This window comes from Pseudomonas sp. FW300-N2A2, from assembly GCF_017351735.1.
GTDB lineage: Bacteria > Pseudomonadota > Gammaproteobacteria > Pseudomonadales > Pseudomonadaceae > Aquipseudomonas > Aquipseudomonas migulae.
Map to the genome: position 1 here is coordinate 93,829 of NZ_JACNDU010000015.1, position 12,706 is coordinate 106,534.

Annotated in this window: 15 protein-coding genes; 11 read left to right on the forward strand and 4 right to left on the reverse strand. The window is 57.3% G+C overall.

What is annotated here, in order from left to right; translation table 11 throughout:
- Positions 1 to 104 precede the first annotated feature (104 nt).
- From J4E42_RS18840 to J4E42_RS18870, 7 genes are all read left to right on the forward strand, one after another.
- A complete protein-coding gene (locus tag J4E42_RS18840; RefSeq protein WP_207285854.1) occupies positions 105 to 674 on the forward strand; it encodes an electron transport complex protein RnfA in 570 nt (189 codons plus the stop codon).
- Complete coding sequence (rsxB, locus tag J4E42_RS18845; RefSeq protein WP_207285855.1) at positions 671 to 1,891, forward strand: electron transport complex subunit RsxB; 1,221 nt, start codon at positions 671 to 673, stop codon at positions 1,889 to 1,891. Before J4E42_RS18840 ends, rsxB begins: the two co-directional genes overlap by 4 nt.
- Positions 1,878 to 2,867 carry an RnfABCDGE type electron transport complex subunit D gene (locus J4E42_RS18850; protein ID WP_207285856.1) on the forward strand — a complete coding sequence of 330 codons (990 nt, stop codon included), beginning with the start codon at positions 1,878 to 1,880 and terminating at the stop codon, positions 2,865 to 2,867. The genes rsxB and J4E42_RS18850 overlap by 14 nt, the downstream gene beginning before the upstream one ends.
- Positions 2,864 to 3,475 (forward strand): RnfABCDGE type electron transport complex subunit G, encoded by a 612-nt coding sequence (locus tag J4E42_RS18855; RefSeq protein WP_207285857.1) that lies wholly within the window; start codon positions 2,864 to 2,866, stop codon positions 3,473 to 3,475. The genes J4E42_RS18850 and J4E42_RS18855 overlap by 4 nt, the downstream gene beginning before the upstream one ends.
- Positions 3,468 to 3,977, forward strand: a complete 510-nt coding sequence (locus J4E42_RS18860; protein ID WP_207285858.1) for an Rnf-Nqr domain containing protein — start codon at positions 3,468 to 3,470, stop codon at positions 3,975 to 3,977. Before J4E42_RS18855 ends, J4E42_RS18860 begins: the two co-directional genes overlap by 8 nt.
- 25 nt (positions 3,978 to 4,002) lie before the next feature.
- Positions 4,003 to 4,641, forward strand: a complete 639-nt coding sequence (gene nth / locus J4E42_RS18865; RefSeq protein WP_008032146.1) for an endonuclease III — start codon at positions 4,003 to 4,005, stop codon at positions 4,639 to 4,641.
- Positions 4,642 to 4,748: 107 nt separating this feature from the next.
- Complete coding sequence (locus J4E42_RS18870; RefSeq protein WP_007898493.1) at positions 4,749 to 4,928, forward strand: PA3496 family putative envelope integrity protein; 180 nt, start codon at positions 4,749 to 4,751, stop codon at positions 4,926 to 4,928.
- A gap of 90 nt (positions 4,929 to 5,018) precedes the next feature.
- Here J4E42_RS18870 and J4E42_RS18875 read toward each other — a convergent pair whose 3' ends face one another.
- Positions 5,019 to 5,645 (reverse strand): response regulator transcription factor, encoded by a 627-nt coding sequence (locus J4E42_RS18875; protein ID WP_008032148.1) that lies wholly within the window; start codon positions 5,643 to 5,645, stop codon positions 5,019 to 5,021.
- A 487-nt stretch (positions 5,646 to 6,132) separates the two neighbouring features.
- Here J4E42_RS18875 and J4E42_RS18880 point away from each other — a divergent pair, with 487 nt between their 5' ends.
- Entirely contained in the window at positions 6,133 to 6,768 is a 636-nt protein-coding gene (locus J4E42_RS18880) for a hypothetical protein (RefSeq protein ID WP_207285859.1), read from the forward strand.
- A 137-nt stretch (positions 6,769 to 6,905) separates the two neighbouring features.
- On the opposite strand, the gene J4E42_RS18885 is transcribed toward J4E42_RS18880, so the two are convergent.
- Both J4E42_RS18885 and J4E42_RS18890 read right to left on the reverse strand, forming a co-directional pair.
- Positions 6,906 to 8,123: an argininosuccinate synthase gene (locus J4E42_RS18885; RefSeq protein ID WP_008032151.1), complete on the reverse strand. Its 1,218-nt coding sequence runs from the start codon at positions 8,121 to 8,123 to the stop codon at positions 6,906 to 6,908.
- 129 nt (positions 8,124 to 8,252) lie between these two features.
- Positions 8,253 to 9,161, reverse strand: a complete 909-nt coding sequence (locus tag J4E42_RS18890) for an OmpA family protein (protein ID WP_207285860.1) — start codon at positions 9,159 to 9,161, stop codon at positions 8,253 to 8,255.
- Positions 9,162 to 9,320: 159 nt separating this feature from the next.
- On the opposite strand from J4E42_RS18890, the gene pyrC reads away from it, so the two are divergent.
- Together pyrC and rnt are read left to right on the forward strand one after the other, a co-directional pair.
- Positions 9,321 to 10,367, forward strand: a complete 1,047-nt coding sequence (gene pyrC / locus J4E42_RS18895; RefSeq protein WP_008036439.1) for a dihydroorotase — start codon at positions 9,321 to 9,323, stop codon at positions 10,365 to 10,367.
- Positions 10,364 to 11,041: a ribonuclease T gene (gene rnt, locus J4E42_RS18900; RefSeq protein ID WP_008036438.1), complete on the forward strand. Its 678-nt coding sequence runs from the start codon at positions 10,364 to 10,366 to the stop codon at positions 11,039 to 11,041. Before pyrC ends, rnt begins: the two co-directional genes overlap by 4 nt.
- Before the next feature lie 165 nt (positions 11,042 to 11,206).
- Here the strand turns inward: rnt and J4E42_RS18905 are convergent, their stop codons facing one another.
- Positions 11,207 to 11,809 carry a peroxiredoxin gene (locus J4E42_RS18905; protein ID WP_008032158.1) on the reverse strand — a complete coding sequence of 201 codons (603 nt, stop codon included), beginning with the start codon at positions 11,807 to 11,809 and terminating at the stop codon, positions 11,207 to 11,209.
- A 312-nt stretch (positions 11,810 to 12,121) separates the two neighbouring features.
- On the opposite strand from J4E42_RS18905, the gene J4E42_RS18910 reads away from it, so the two are divergent.
- The gene (locus tag J4E42_RS18910; RefSeq protein ID WP_008032160.1) at positions 12,122 to 12,340 is read left to right on the forward strand and encodes a bacterioferritin-associated ferredoxin; all 219 of its coding nucleotides are present in this window, start codon (positions 12,122 to 12,124) and stop codon (positions 12,338 to 12,340) included.
- Positions 12,341 to 12,706: the final 366 nt, after the last annotated feature.

The window sequence follows — 12,706 nt, forward strand, 5'->3', positions numbered from 1 at the left end:
GTCGTGCCCAACGCGACTGTGGGATTTTCATGTCTGGCCCCCCCTCCTTCCTTGCCGGATAATGCCTAACCTTGTTAGCAAGGCTTCTTTCTTCCGGCACGATCATGACCGAGATGCTTCTTACGCTTATCAGCGCTGCCCTGATCAACAACGTCGTGTTGCACTGGCCGCTGGGCGTCGATCCGCTGCTGGGCTCCGAGCGCCGTCAGGTGCATGCGCTGGGCATTGCGACGACGTGCCTGATGCTGATCGTCGGAATGCTCGGCTACGCGCTCTACCACTGGCTACTGGCGCCGCTTGAGCTGACTTCGCTGCGTTTGTTCGCGTTTCTGCCGCTGAGCGTGTTGTTGATCACACCGCTGCTGAAGCTGCTGCCGAAAGTGTTTTCGACGTTTTCGTTCGAAGGGCTCTGGCCGCTGCTGCTCGGCAATGCCGGCGTGCTCGGTCTGGCGCTGATCAACGCCCAGGAAAACCGCGGATTTTTCCACGCCACAGCCCTGAGCCTCGGCGCCGGGCTGGGGTTCTGGCTGGTGCTGAGTCTGTTCAGCGACTTGCGCCAGCGCACCCTCGATAACGATGTTCCCCTGCCCTTTCGCGGCCTGCCGATCGACCTGATCGGCGCCGGACTGATCGCAGTGGCTTTTCTCGGTTTCAGCGGACTGATCAAAACATGAGTCTGATTCAACGCATCGACGCCCTCTTGCCGCAGACCCAGTGCGGCAAATGTGGCCATCCCGGATGCAAGCCGTACGCAGAAGGCATCGCCAGCGGCGAGCCGATCAACAAGTGCCCGCCCGGCGGCAGCGAAACCATCGCAGCCCTGGCTCAATTGCTGAAAGTGCCGGTGCTGGAGCTGGACGTCAGTCGCGGTTCGGCCCCGGCGCAAATCGCCTACATCCGCGAAGCCGAGTGCATCGGTTGCACCAAGTGCATTCAGGCCTGCCCGGTAGACGCCATCGTCGGCGCAGCGAAATTGATGCACACGGTGATCATCGACGAATGCACCGGTTGCGACCTTTGCGTGGCTCCTTGCCCGGTGGACTGCATCGAAATGCGGCCGTTACCGCTGGCCACGGTGTTGCCGATTGTTGGTGGCCTGGCATTCAGCCCTGAAGAACAACAGGCGCGTGCCGTCAAACGCAATCACGCCCGGCGTCGCTTTGAACAGCGCAACGCCCGCTTGCACCGCGAAGAAGAACAGAAACTCGCCGAGCGTCAAGCCCGGGCACATCGCGCCGCGCAACAGCAGCACAGTGAAGTGACAACACTCGACCCGGTTCAAGCCGCGCTGGAAAGAGTTCGTGCGCAGAAAGCGGCCAATGCCGACGCGGCGTTGAAGAAAGCCAAAATCGATCTGGCGATGAGCCGCGCACAACTGAACAAATCGCTCAAGGCGTTCGGCCATCCGCCGACCTTCGAACAGCAGTCGCAACTGATCGTCCTGCAACAGCAATTCGACGCCGCTGAACACGCCTTGGCGCAGTTGGAAAACAGCGCACCACCCGCCGCTGCGCCTGCTGCGCCAGTGAAGGACGCGGAGCTGAAGCGGGCGAAAATACAGTTGGCCATGCGCCGCGCCGAACTCAAGAAAGCGCAAACCAGTGACGCGCCGACCGAGCAAATTGAAGCCCTGGAGCGCGCACTCGGCGACGCTGAAAAAGCCCTGCACGCGGCAGAAACTGCAAGCGAGCAGCCTTTACCTGACTTGGCGCGTATCGAAAAACGCCCCATCGACAGCCAGCTTCGACAGCTGAAAACCGAATTGGCCTACGCTCGCGCGGATGTCAGCAAACTCGAACGTCGCACTGACACTCCCGCCGAGGTAATGGACAAGGCACGCGCCCGCCTGCAAGAAGCCGAGCGTCAGGTGGATGCCTATGTCGCCCCTTGAATCGGTCGACGAGCGCCTTCAGCAGGCCATGAAGCTGGTGTTGCTGGCCACCGTGCCGGGAATGCTGGTGCTGTTCTGGTTGTATGGCTGGGGCGTGTTGATCAATTTGATCCTGGCCGGCGTTACCGCGTTGGCCGTTGAAGCGGCAGTGTTGTGGCTGCGCAAACGCCAGATCAAACCGACCTTGAGCGATGGCAGCGCGCTGGTCAGTGCGACGTTGCTGGCCCTGGCTTTGCCGCCGTATTGCCCATGGTGGCTGACGGTCTGCGCCGCGGCATTCGCACTGCTCGGCAAACAACTGTATGGCGGTGTAGGGAAAAACCCGTTCAACCCGGCGATGCTCGGTTTCGCTTTGGTACTGGTGACCTGTCCCCAACCAATGACTCACTGGCCTTCGTCCCACGGCATGGACCTGCTCGGTGGTCTGCAGCAAGTGTTCGGTTTCAGCCTCAGCCAGACGCCGGATGCGTGGGTCCAGGCCACGGCGCTGGACAGCTTGCGAATCAACAAAAGCCTGACCATGGACGAACTCTTCGCCGGTAATCCGGCGTTCGGTCACTTCGGCGCACGCGGCGTGGAATGGGTCAACCTGGCGTTTCTGGCGGGCGGTTTGTTTCTGCTGCAACGGCGGGTGTTCAGCTGGCATGCGCCGGTGGGCATGCTTGCCAGCCTGTTCGTCATCAGCCTGCTGTGCTGGAACGGCTCGGGCTCCGACTCCCATGGTTCCCCCCTGTTTCATCTGCTCACGGGCGCGAGCATGCTGGGCGCATTCTTTATCGTCACGGAGCCGGTGTCCGGTGCAAAAATCCCTGGCGCCCGACTGCTGTTCGGCGCGGGCGTGGGATTGCTGACTTACCTGATTCGCACTTGGGGCGGCTATCCGGACGGCGTTGCGTTTGCAGTGTTGTTGATGAATCTTTGCGTGCCGGCGCTGGAGCGGTTTGTCGCGTCCAGGCAGGAGCAGCTTTCGCCATGAGCCGAACGTCGAGCGTTGTGATTCTGCTGTTGCTGGCAAGCCTGGGGATTGGCGCAACCTACCTTGTGCAGTACAGCAGCGCGCCACGTATCGCAGCCGAACAGCGACGGATCGACAGCCGCAACCTGCTCGATTTGCTGCCCTCCGACAGTTACGACAATCAACCGCTGGAGCAGCCGCTGCAACTCGATAGCCTGGCGTTGACCAACAGCACCTTGCTGGGCGGCTACCTCGCCACCAAGGCCGGCCAACCCGTTGCGGTCCTGCTGCGCAGCCAGACGATCGGGTATGCGGGCTCCATCGATTTGCTGATTGCCATTGACGCGAACGGCAAGTTGCTGGGGGTCAAGACCCTGAAACAATCGGAAACCCCGGGCCTGGGTGCGCGTATCGCCGACTGGCCCAATACCTGGCTTCAGGCGTTCACTGGCAAATCCTTGAATGAACCCGCCGACAGCGGTTGGGCGTTGAAAAAGGATCAGGGGCAATTTGATCAAATCGCTGGCGCGACCATTACCTCCAGAGCCGTGATCAATGCGATCCACGAGGCTCTGCGCTACTTCGATGAACACTCGCGTCAGCTGATCGGGAGCGGCCTCCATGAATAATTCCGCGAATTTACAGAACTCGCTGATGCTCGCGCCGCTGATCGGCGCCACTGACTCGTTAGTGACCGCACTGGGTGTGTGGTTGATGTTCATCGTGGTGATCAGTGCGTTTGGTCCGAGCATGGCTGCCTTGCGATCCCGACTGATCCCGGCGGCTCGCTTGTTCGCAGGCGTCCTGCTGGCGGCCACGCTGACCGGTTGTGCAGAGCTCGCCGCGCAGGTCTGGTCACTTCAATGGCACCAGCATTCGGGGTTTTATGCAGCACTGATCGCTTTGCAGTGCGTCGTGTTGGAACACACCGGTTTTTTCCAGAGTGCATGGCGTGAACGCCTGCGCCTGTGTGTCCTGTTCGGCGCGCTGATGGTCGGCCTGGGCCTGCTGCGCGAAATCCTCGGCGACGCAGGCTTGCGCCTGGCCACGTCGGCACCTGGCGGATTCATTCTGCTGGGCCTGCTGATCGCCGCCTGGCAAGCCTGGCCCCGCCCGACTCCCTCACATTGATCGCTTTCGAGGAAACGCACTGCCCATGAATGCCGCAAAACGTCTGGAAATTTTCCGCAGGCTGCATGAAGACAACCCGGAGCCGAAGACCGAACTGGCCTACTCCTCGCCATTCGAATTGCTGATCTCGGTGATTCTCTCGGCACAATCGACCGATGTCGGCGTCAATAAAGCCACCGCCAAGCTCTACCCGGTGGCCAATACGCCGCAGGCGATTTACGCGCTGGGCGTGGAAGGTCTGTCCGAGTACATCAAGACCATCGGCCTGTTCAACAGCAAGGCAAAAAATGTAATCGAAACCTGCCGCTTGCTGGTGGAACGCCATGGCGGGGAAGTGCCGCAGACCCGTGAAGAGCTCGAAGCGTTGCCCGGTGTCGGCCGCAAGACTGCCAACGTGGTGCTCAATACTGCGTTCCGCCAACTGACCATGGCCGTGGACACGCATATTTTCCGGGTCAGCAATCGTACTGGCATCGCTCCCGGCAAGAATGTGGTCGAGGTCGAGAAAAAACTGATGAAGTTCGTGCCGAAGGAATATCTGCTCGATTCCCATCACTGGCTGATTCTTCATGGGCGTTACGTTTGCCTGGCTCGCAAGCCTCGCTGCGGCAGTTGCCGGATAGAAGACCTGTGCGAATACAAGCACAAGACTTCGGACGATTGAGGCGCTATTAGGTTTTTTGATTTATCGATTGAAAAAATCTTTTTTACCCGCGAGGCGATTATCGATATAAGGAGCGCCAAAGGCAGTCTTAGCCTGGAGTTAACCTTATGAGCACTGGCAAAGAGCAATTGGACGTAGAAGACGACTTCACACCCGTTGAGGCCGATGACGCGGAACCGGTGGTTGAAGTGGCAAAGACCAACCTGAGCAAACGCCGCACCATCGACAATCTGCTGGAGGAGCGCCGACTGCAAAAGCAATTGGCCGATTACGATTTTGACCTATGACACCTGAAAGCCTCCCGAAACGGAGGCTTTTTACTAGGTGCGAAACCTTGAAAACGCCCACTCTTTACGCCCCGTCAAGCACTGGCCCAGTCATACCAACCCATTGCGTTGAGCCAGTTCGATCAGGTCAACCAGGGACCGCGCATTGAGTTTCAACAACAGCCGCGTCTTGTAAGTACTGACGGTTTTATTGCTGAGGAACATTCCATCGGCAATTTCCTTGTTGGTCTTGCCGCGAGCCAACTGTTGCAAGACCATCATCTCCCGCCCCGAAAGACGATCCACCATATCGGCTTCACTGGCATTCCCCAGACTGGAGCGCACGGTATGCAAGGCTTGATTGGGAAAGTAACTGTAGCCCGACAATACCGCCTTTATTGCACTGAGCAACTCAGTGAGGTCCTGTTGTTTGCAAACATATCCTGCAGCACCGGATTGCATGCAACGCATCGAAAAATGCCCGGGAGCCTGTGAAGTCAATATCAGTACTTTCATTGGCATCGCTGCCGATGCCAGACGTGCAATGACTTCCAGCCCATCCAGTTTGGGTATTCCAATATCCAGGATGACAATATCCGGCATATGTTCACGAGCTAGTTGCAATGCATCCACGCCATTATCTGTTTCTGCAATGACTTCGTAGCCATGACGCTCCATCAGCATACGTACCGCAAGACGAATGACGGGGTGATCATCCACGATCAGCACTTTATTCATGGGCAAGTCCAATTTTCGCTGTTCGAATTTTTAGAGCCCGCACAATAGCCTAGTCGTTTCACCCATGGCATGCCGCTCCCCCCGGCCACCCACACCGAGAGACATTCCCTACAAACATCGCGGAATAATCTTACAAAAAATCTTGAAACACAGCGCGCCAGAAACTTTATCTGTCTCATGATATTTCAGTATTCAACAGTTTTTTGTTTCGACTTACAACCAGCGCGCCACACAACAACAGTTGACCAAGATGATCCGACACACGCCGACGATTAGTCTACCCTTGTAGGGTAATTGATATTTCCCGGCCTGCCCACCACACCAGAAACATCAAACACAAAACCTTACATCAAAAGTCAATTAACAATAAATGAATAGCAAAACTGATATATCAGAACTATAAATCCATCGCTACCATATAAACTCTACCCCCTAACAACCACCAACTAACACAATGAGAAAAGACGAACTAATATGAGTAAAAAATATGATAAAACTCAAACAACGAATCACCAACCCCATGACAGTCATCGCGATATTCGCAACACTGTCTGAAACATCGGCCGCCATCTCTCTACCCTTCCTCGATGACGAAGATAAAGAGATCTACATCTGGTTTTTGATCAGTTTTCCCTTTTATTTGCTTTTTCTTTTCTTCGCCACCCTTAACTTCAATTATCGATCGCTTTACGCGCCTTCCGACTTTGAAAAGGGAAAGCATTTCATAAAGGTGATGGACAACGCAGAGCGTTCAGGTAACGCGCAAGATCCGCCCGACGAGATCGGCTTACAGCCAAGTCTCTCGGCTCAGTACCCTATTCGGTTGCCCGAGTCACTCAAGGATCTGCACATCATTGATGCACGAAGGATGAACAAAAAAAATGAGTTCCGCGCCCTTCTGGAGAAGCTTCGCCAGCCCAAGGGGAATCCGGCACACGTTGTCGTGTTTCTCGTTGTTGGCGAGTCGGAGACGTTACTGAAAGAAAGCGCACTCAAGTTTTGCCGAAACGCAAAAAAACGCAGCAGCGCAACGTTCTGTATTGCTTACAATTTGAGTTCACGTGACGTGACGGTCATTGATCAATATTGCCGGACTGACACACAGCAGGCAGTTGCTCTTTAGGATCAATGGGGGGCGGGCAGGAAGGAATTTAAAACAACAAGAATGTTGAATCGCAATGTCAGACAGAAAATCCCTGTTTTCAAATGTGTGGCCTTGTCCTGGACAAGGCCACACATTCCATCAGCGTGTCAAAGATCTCAGAACAGCTTGCGACCTTTGTTTGCCGCGATACGCATGCGCAGCGCGTTGAGCTTGATGAAGCCCGCCGCGTCGGCCTGGTTGTAGGCGCCGCCATCTTCCTCGAAGGTCGCGATGTTGGCATCGAACAACGATTCGTCGGACTTGCGGCCAGTGACGATCACGTTGCCCTTGTACAGCTTCAGGCGCACGACGCCGTTCACGTGAGCCTGGGACGCATCGATCATCTGTTGCAGCATCAGACGCTCAGGGCTCCACCAGTAACCGGTGTAGATCAGGCTGGCGTATTTAGGCATCAGCTCGTCTTTGAGGTGAGCCACTTCGCGGTCCAGCGTGATCGATTCGATCGCACGGTGGGCGCGCAGCATGATGGTGCCGCCAGGGGTTTCGTAGCAGCCACGGGACTTCATGCCCACGTAACGGTTCTCGACGATGTCGAGACGGCCGATACCGTGTTCGCCACCGATACGGTTCAGGGTCGCCAGCACGGTGGCCGGAGTCATTTCGACGCCGTCCAGTGCAACGATGTCGCCGTTACGGTAAGTCAGTTCGAGGTACTGCGCCTTGTCAGGAGCCTTCTCCGGGGAGACGGTCCATTTCCACATGTCTTCTTCGTGCTCGGTCCAGGTGTCTTCCAGCACGCCGCCTTCATAGGAGATGTGCAGCAGGTTGGCATCCATCGAGTACGGGGATTTCTTCTTGCCATGACGCTCGATCGGGATCGCGTGCTTTTCAGCGTAATCCATCAGCTTTTCACGGGAGAGCAGGTCCCATTCGCGCCACGGAGCGATCACTTTCACACCTGGCTTCAAGGCATAAGCGCCCAGTTCGAAACGAACCTGGTCGTTACCCTTGCCGGTGGCACCGTGGGAAATGGCGTCAGCGCCGGTTTCGTTGGCGATTTCGATCAGGCGTTTGGCGATCAACGGACGAGCGATGGAAGTACCCAGCAGGTACTCGCCTTCGTAAACGGTGTTGGCGCGGAACATCGGGAATACGAAGTCACGCACGAATTCTTCGCGCAGATCGTCGATGTAGATTTCTTTTACGCCCATGGCCTGAGCCTTGGCGCGAGCCGGCTCGACCTCTTCGCCCTGACCCAGGTCAGCGGTAAAGGTCACCACTTCACAGTTATAAGTATCCTGCAGCCACTTGAGGATCACCGAAGTGTCCAGGCCGCCGGAATACGCCAGAACGACCTTGTTTACGTCCGCCATGCCATCACTCCACGGGGTTCTACGGAAAGCCGTCAAGTCTACCGGTCATGCAGGATAATTTACAGAGGCGCGACAGCTTATGACGACGAAGCGACAGATTATGTCGAGCGGGCGACGATGACAGCCGGTTCAGTATGTCTTCGCGGGGTTCGCCGATGCGGTTGTCTGAGGCGCCGGCTGCTCGGTGGGTGCGACCCGCGCCAGGTGCACATTGACCCGACGGTTCTTCGCCCGATTGGCGGCATTGGTGTTGGGTGCCAACGGATAACGCTCGCCGTGGAAGCGCACGGTGATCTGCGATTCCTGAAAACCGTTGGCCTTGAAGAACTCCATGACCGCCAGGGCCCGACGCCGCGACAGGTCACGATTGGCCAGGCGATTGCCGCTGTTGTCGGAGTGGCCGTCGAGTTCGATGTGATTGACCGTCGGATCGGCCTTCATGAATTCCAGCATGACCTGCAACTGGGCCTTGGCCTGTGCGTCGAGATCCAGGCCGTCGCCGGGAAAGCCGATCTGCGTTTGTTTGACTTGCTCGAAATTCTTCGGCAGCAGCTTCGCCACACAGCTTTGATAATCGTTGAACGCCTTGCTGAACTTGACCGGCAACAACCGCACTTCCGACACCCGGCCATCGCCCGAAGAATGTCGAATGACCGGGCTGCGCCCATCCATCAGGCCACTGATCAGGCGTCCGGCCTGAACTTGCGAACTGTTGAACAGCACATTGCCGCTACCAATCCGCACGGAGCCCAGATTGATGTCGCCCCGCCCCGGCTGCCAGGGCGCTGCGGCTGCCAGCAGGGTCGCCGAGCCGCCGCCGACCATCGAGTTATAGGCTTTCAGACGAAACGTCGCCTGCTCGCCGGCGCGGCGCACGAACTCACCCGAACCGAAATCGGTGATCGGTTGAGTCAGGCGGCACTCGAACTTGTCCCCTTCGACCGTCCACTCGATGCTCTCCAGACGGGTCTGGAAAGTGAGCGCCATCGCGGGAAGGCTGGCAAACACGCTGAGCAAGGCTAAATAACGCTGGCGCACGGGAGGCTCCACTGGCTTCTACAACAAAAAGACCGACACACACATGTTTACGGCATACCTGTTGGATATCGGAAGCTTCCCGCAAAACTTGATAGCGAGTGCCTGAGAGAGTCTTTTCCGGTAGCATTCCCTTCAGTTTGACCCGCCTGGAATCCCCTCATGTCCGACCGCCTGACCCTGCTGCGTCCCGACGACTGGCATATTCATCTTCGCGATGGTGCCGTGTTGACCAATACCGTTGCGGATGTCGCGCGCACCTTTGGTCGCGCCATCATCATGCCCAACCTGGTACCTCCGGTGCGCAACGCCGCTGAAGCCGACGGCTATCGCCAGCGGATTCTCGCTGCACGTCCGGCTGGCAGCCGTTTCGAACCGTTGATGGTCCTTTACCTGACCGACCGCACCCAGCCCGAAGAAATTCGTGAGGCCAAGGCCAGCGGTTTCATTCATGCCGCCAAGTTGTATCCGGCCGGCGCGACCACCAACTCGGACTCTGGCGTCACCAGCATCGACAAGATCTTCCCTGCGCTTGAGGCCATGGCCGAAGTCGGGATGCCTTTGTTGGTTCACGGTGAAGTCACCCGTGGCGATGTCGACGTGTTCGACCGCGAAAAAATCTTCATCGATGAGCACATGCGTCGTGTGGTCGAGCGTTTCCCGACGCTCAAAGTGGTGTTCGAACACATCACCACCGCGGACGCCGTGCAGTTCGTCAACGAGGCTTCGGCCAACGTTGGCGCGACCATCACCGCGCATCACCTCTTGTACAACCGCAACCACATGCTGGTGGGCGGGATTCGGCCGCACTTCTATTGCCTGCCGATCCTCAAGCGCAATACGCATCAGGAAGCCCTGCTCGACGCCGCCACCAGCGGCAGCGAAAAGTTCTTCCTCGGCACCGACTCGGCGCCTCACGCCCAGCATGCCAAAGAAGCCGCGTGCGGCTGTGCCGGTTGCTACACCGCTTATGCGGCGATCGAGATGTACGCCGAAGCGTTCGAACAACGTAACGCACTGGACAAGCTCGAAGCCTTCGCCAGCCTCAACGGCCCGCGCTTCTATGGCCTGCCGGTGAACACCGATCGCATTACTCTGGTCCGCGACGAGTGGACCGCCCCAACCAGCCTGCCATTTGGCGAGCTGACCGTTATCCCGCTGCGCGCCGGTGAAAAACTGCGCTGGCGCCTGCTGGAGGAACACGCGTGAGTGAAGACCATTACGACGACGAACAGGACGGTCAAGGCGGCGGAGGTGGTCCACGCCACCCGATGGCAGCTCGATTCCGTGGATACCTGCCAGTCGTTGTCGACGTTGAAACCGGTGGTTTCAACTCTGCCACTGACGCTTTGCTGGAAATAGCCGCTACCACGATCGCCATGGACGAGAAGGGTTTTGTATACCCTGACCACACCTACTTCTTCCGTGTCGAGCCTTTTGAAGGCGCCAACATCGAAGCGGCCGCGCTGGAGTTCACCGGGATCAAACTCGATCACCCGCTGCGCATGGCGGTGAGTGAAGAAGCGGCGCTGACCGATATTTTCCGCGGCATCCGCAAGGCGTTGAAAGCCAACGGCTGCAAGCGGGCGATTCTGGTCGGGCACAACAGCAGCTTCGATCTGGGCTTCCTGAACGCGGCGGTTGCGCGCCTGGACATGAAGCGCAACCCGTTTCATCCGTTCTCCAGCTTCGACACGGCCACCCTGGCCGGTCTGGCGTACGGTCAGACGGTGCTGGCGAAAGCCTGTCAGGCCGCCGATATCGACTTCGACGGTCGCGAGGCTCACTCGGCTCGCTACGACACAGAGAAGACGGCCGAGCTGTTCTGCGGCATCGTCAATCGCTGGAAACAGATGGGCGGCTGGGAAGACTACAACGACTGATCGGCTTTTCGTAGGAGCCGGCTTGCTGGCGATTCAGCCACCGCGGTTTGTCTGATTACCGAGGCGCCTGGATCGCCAGCAAGCCGGCTCCTACAGGAATCACCGCTTCTCCGCCCATAAAAAAACCGGCCTCAACGGCCGGTTTTTTTGTGCCTCGAATGCGCCTTACAGGGCAGCAGCATTCTCGGTCAGGTAAGCCGCGACGCCTTCGGTCGAAGCGGTCATGCCTTTGTCGCCTTTTTTCCAGTTGGCAGGGCAAACTTCGCCGTGCTCTTCGTGGAATTGCAGAGCGTCGACCAGACGGACCAGCTCTTCGATGTTACGGCCCAGTGGCAGGTCGTTGATGATCTGCGAGCGGACAACGCCTTTGTCGTCGATCAGGAACGCGCCACGGAAAGCCACGCCGCCTTCGGATTCAACATCGTAGGCCTTGGCGATTTCGTGTTTCAGGTCAGCTGCCATGGTGTAGCGAACTTCGCCGATGCCACCATTGTTGACCGGGGTGTTGCGCCACGCGTTGTGGGTGAAGTGCGAGTCGATCGAAACAGCGATCACTTCAACGTTGCGGGCCTTGAAGTCGGACATGCGGTTGTCCAGAGCGATCAGCTCGGATGGGCAAACGAAGGTGAAGTCCAACGGGTAGAAGAACACCAGGCCGTATTTGCCTTTGATGGCCGACGACAGGGTGAAGCTGTCGACGATTTCGCCATTGCCGAGTACGGCTGGTACGGTGAAGTCAGGGGCTTGCTTGCCTACGAGTACGCTCATTGAATATCTCCTGGTGTAAAAACGTGAAGTTCCGGGTTTGCGCCAGCCTGCCACCCTCAGGCGACAGCCCTGTGACACCCACCCGCTTCATAAGGACCGGCCATCATACACTGCGTTTTTGAGCTGTCCTCAACGGATTTTCACCGACAGGCCAAATTCCCGGCGACACGCTTACTGGCAGATTGCCCTAGGAAAACCGTTCGTCAGTCACCCTCGCTTATAACGCAAAGCTTTCAGAAACCACTTTGACAATCATTCTCGTTAACATTAAGATCCATCGCAATTGAGTCATAACCAGCGACGGTTTCAGTTATGTATGTCTGCCTCTGCACTGGCGTCACCGACGGACAAATCCGCGAAGCAATCTATGAAGGTTGCTGCAGCTACAAGGAAGTCCGCCAAGCTACCGGCGTAGCCAGCCAATGTGGCAAATGCGCCTGCCTTGCCAAGGAAGTGGTGCGTGAAACCCTGACCAAATTACAAACAGCCCAGGCTGCGATTCCTTTCCCGGTAGAATTTACTGCCGCGTAAATACCCCATTCCAAAGAACCGGACTTCATGTCCGCCTATATTTAGCTTTATATTTTAAAGAATTCTATACAAAACAAGGGCTTGCAGCGATGCAGGCCCTTGTCGTTTCTGGTCGTGGTTACTCATGGCTTACGCTGGCACTTCATGCAAACGTACGATATTCGGTTGCCCTCGGTGTTCGGCCTGCCACAAGTCATAGGCTGCCTTCATGGCCAGCCACTGGCGGCCGGTGCTTATACCGGCGAGTTCCAAGCGCAGCGCTAGGTCAGCAGAAATCGCTGCATGACCGTTGAGCACGGTCGATAGGTGGCCACGCGAATAGCGTCCCCGCTTTCGACTTTGCTGACATTTCTCGTTCTCCTTCTC

What these genes read in the sequence shown, in the direction of transcription:
- J4E42_RS18840 (WP_207285854.1), top strand. Translation starts at nt 105, where the DNA reads ATGACCGAGATGCTTCTTACGCTTATCAGCGCTGCCCTGATCAACAAC.
- rsxB (WP_207285855.1), top strand. Translation starts at nt 671, where the DNA reads ATGAGTCTGATTCAACGCATCGACGCCCTCTTGCCGCAGACCCAGTGC.
- J4E42_RS18850 (WP_207285856.1), top strand. Translation starts at nt 1,878, where the DNA reads ATGTCGCCCCTTGAATCGGTCGACGAGCGCCTTCAGCAGGCCATGAAG.
- J4E42_RS18855 (WP_207285857.1), top strand. Translation starts at nt 2,864, where the DNA reads ATGAGCCGAACGTCGAGCGTTGTGATTCTGCTGTTGCTGGCAAGCCTG.
- J4E42_RS18860 (WP_207285858.1), top strand. Translation starts at nt 3,468, where the DNA reads ATGAATAATTCCGCGAATTTACAGAACTCGCTGATGCTCGCGCCGCTG.
- nth (WP_008032146.1), top strand. Translation starts at nt 4,003, where the DNA reads ATGAATGCCGCAAAACGTCTGGAAATTTTCCGCAGGCTGCATGAAGAC.
- J4E42_RS18870 (WP_007898493.1), top strand. Translation starts at nt 4,749, where the DNA reads ATGAGCACTGGCAAAGAGCAATTGGACGTAGAAGACGACTTCACACCC.
- J4E42_RS18875 (WP_008032148.1), bottom strand. Translation starts at nt 5,645, where the DNA reads ATGAATAAAGTGCTGATCGTGGATGATCACCCCGTCATTCGTCTTGCG.
- J4E42_RS18880 (WP_207285859.1), top strand. Translation starts at nt 6,133, where the DNA reads ATGATAAAACTCAAACAACGAATCACCAACCCCATGACAGTCATCGCG.
- J4E42_RS18885 (WP_008032151.1), bottom strand. Translation starts at nt 8,123, where the DNA reads ATGGCGGACGTAAACAAGGTCGTTCTGGCGTATTCCGGCGGCCTGGAC.
- pyrC (WP_008036439.1), top strand. Translation starts at nt 9,321, where the DNA reads ATGTCCGACCGCCTGACCCTGCTGCGTCCCGACGACTGGCATATTCAT.
- J4E42_RS18905 (WP_008032158.1), bottom strand. Translation starts at nt 11,809, where the DNA reads ATGAGCGTACTCGTAGGCAAGCAAGCCCCTGACTTCACCGTACCAGCC.
- J4E42_RS18910 (WP_008032160.1), top strand. Translation starts at nt 12,122, where the DNA reads ATGTATGTCTGCCTCTGCACTGGCGTCACCGACGGACAAATCCGCGAA.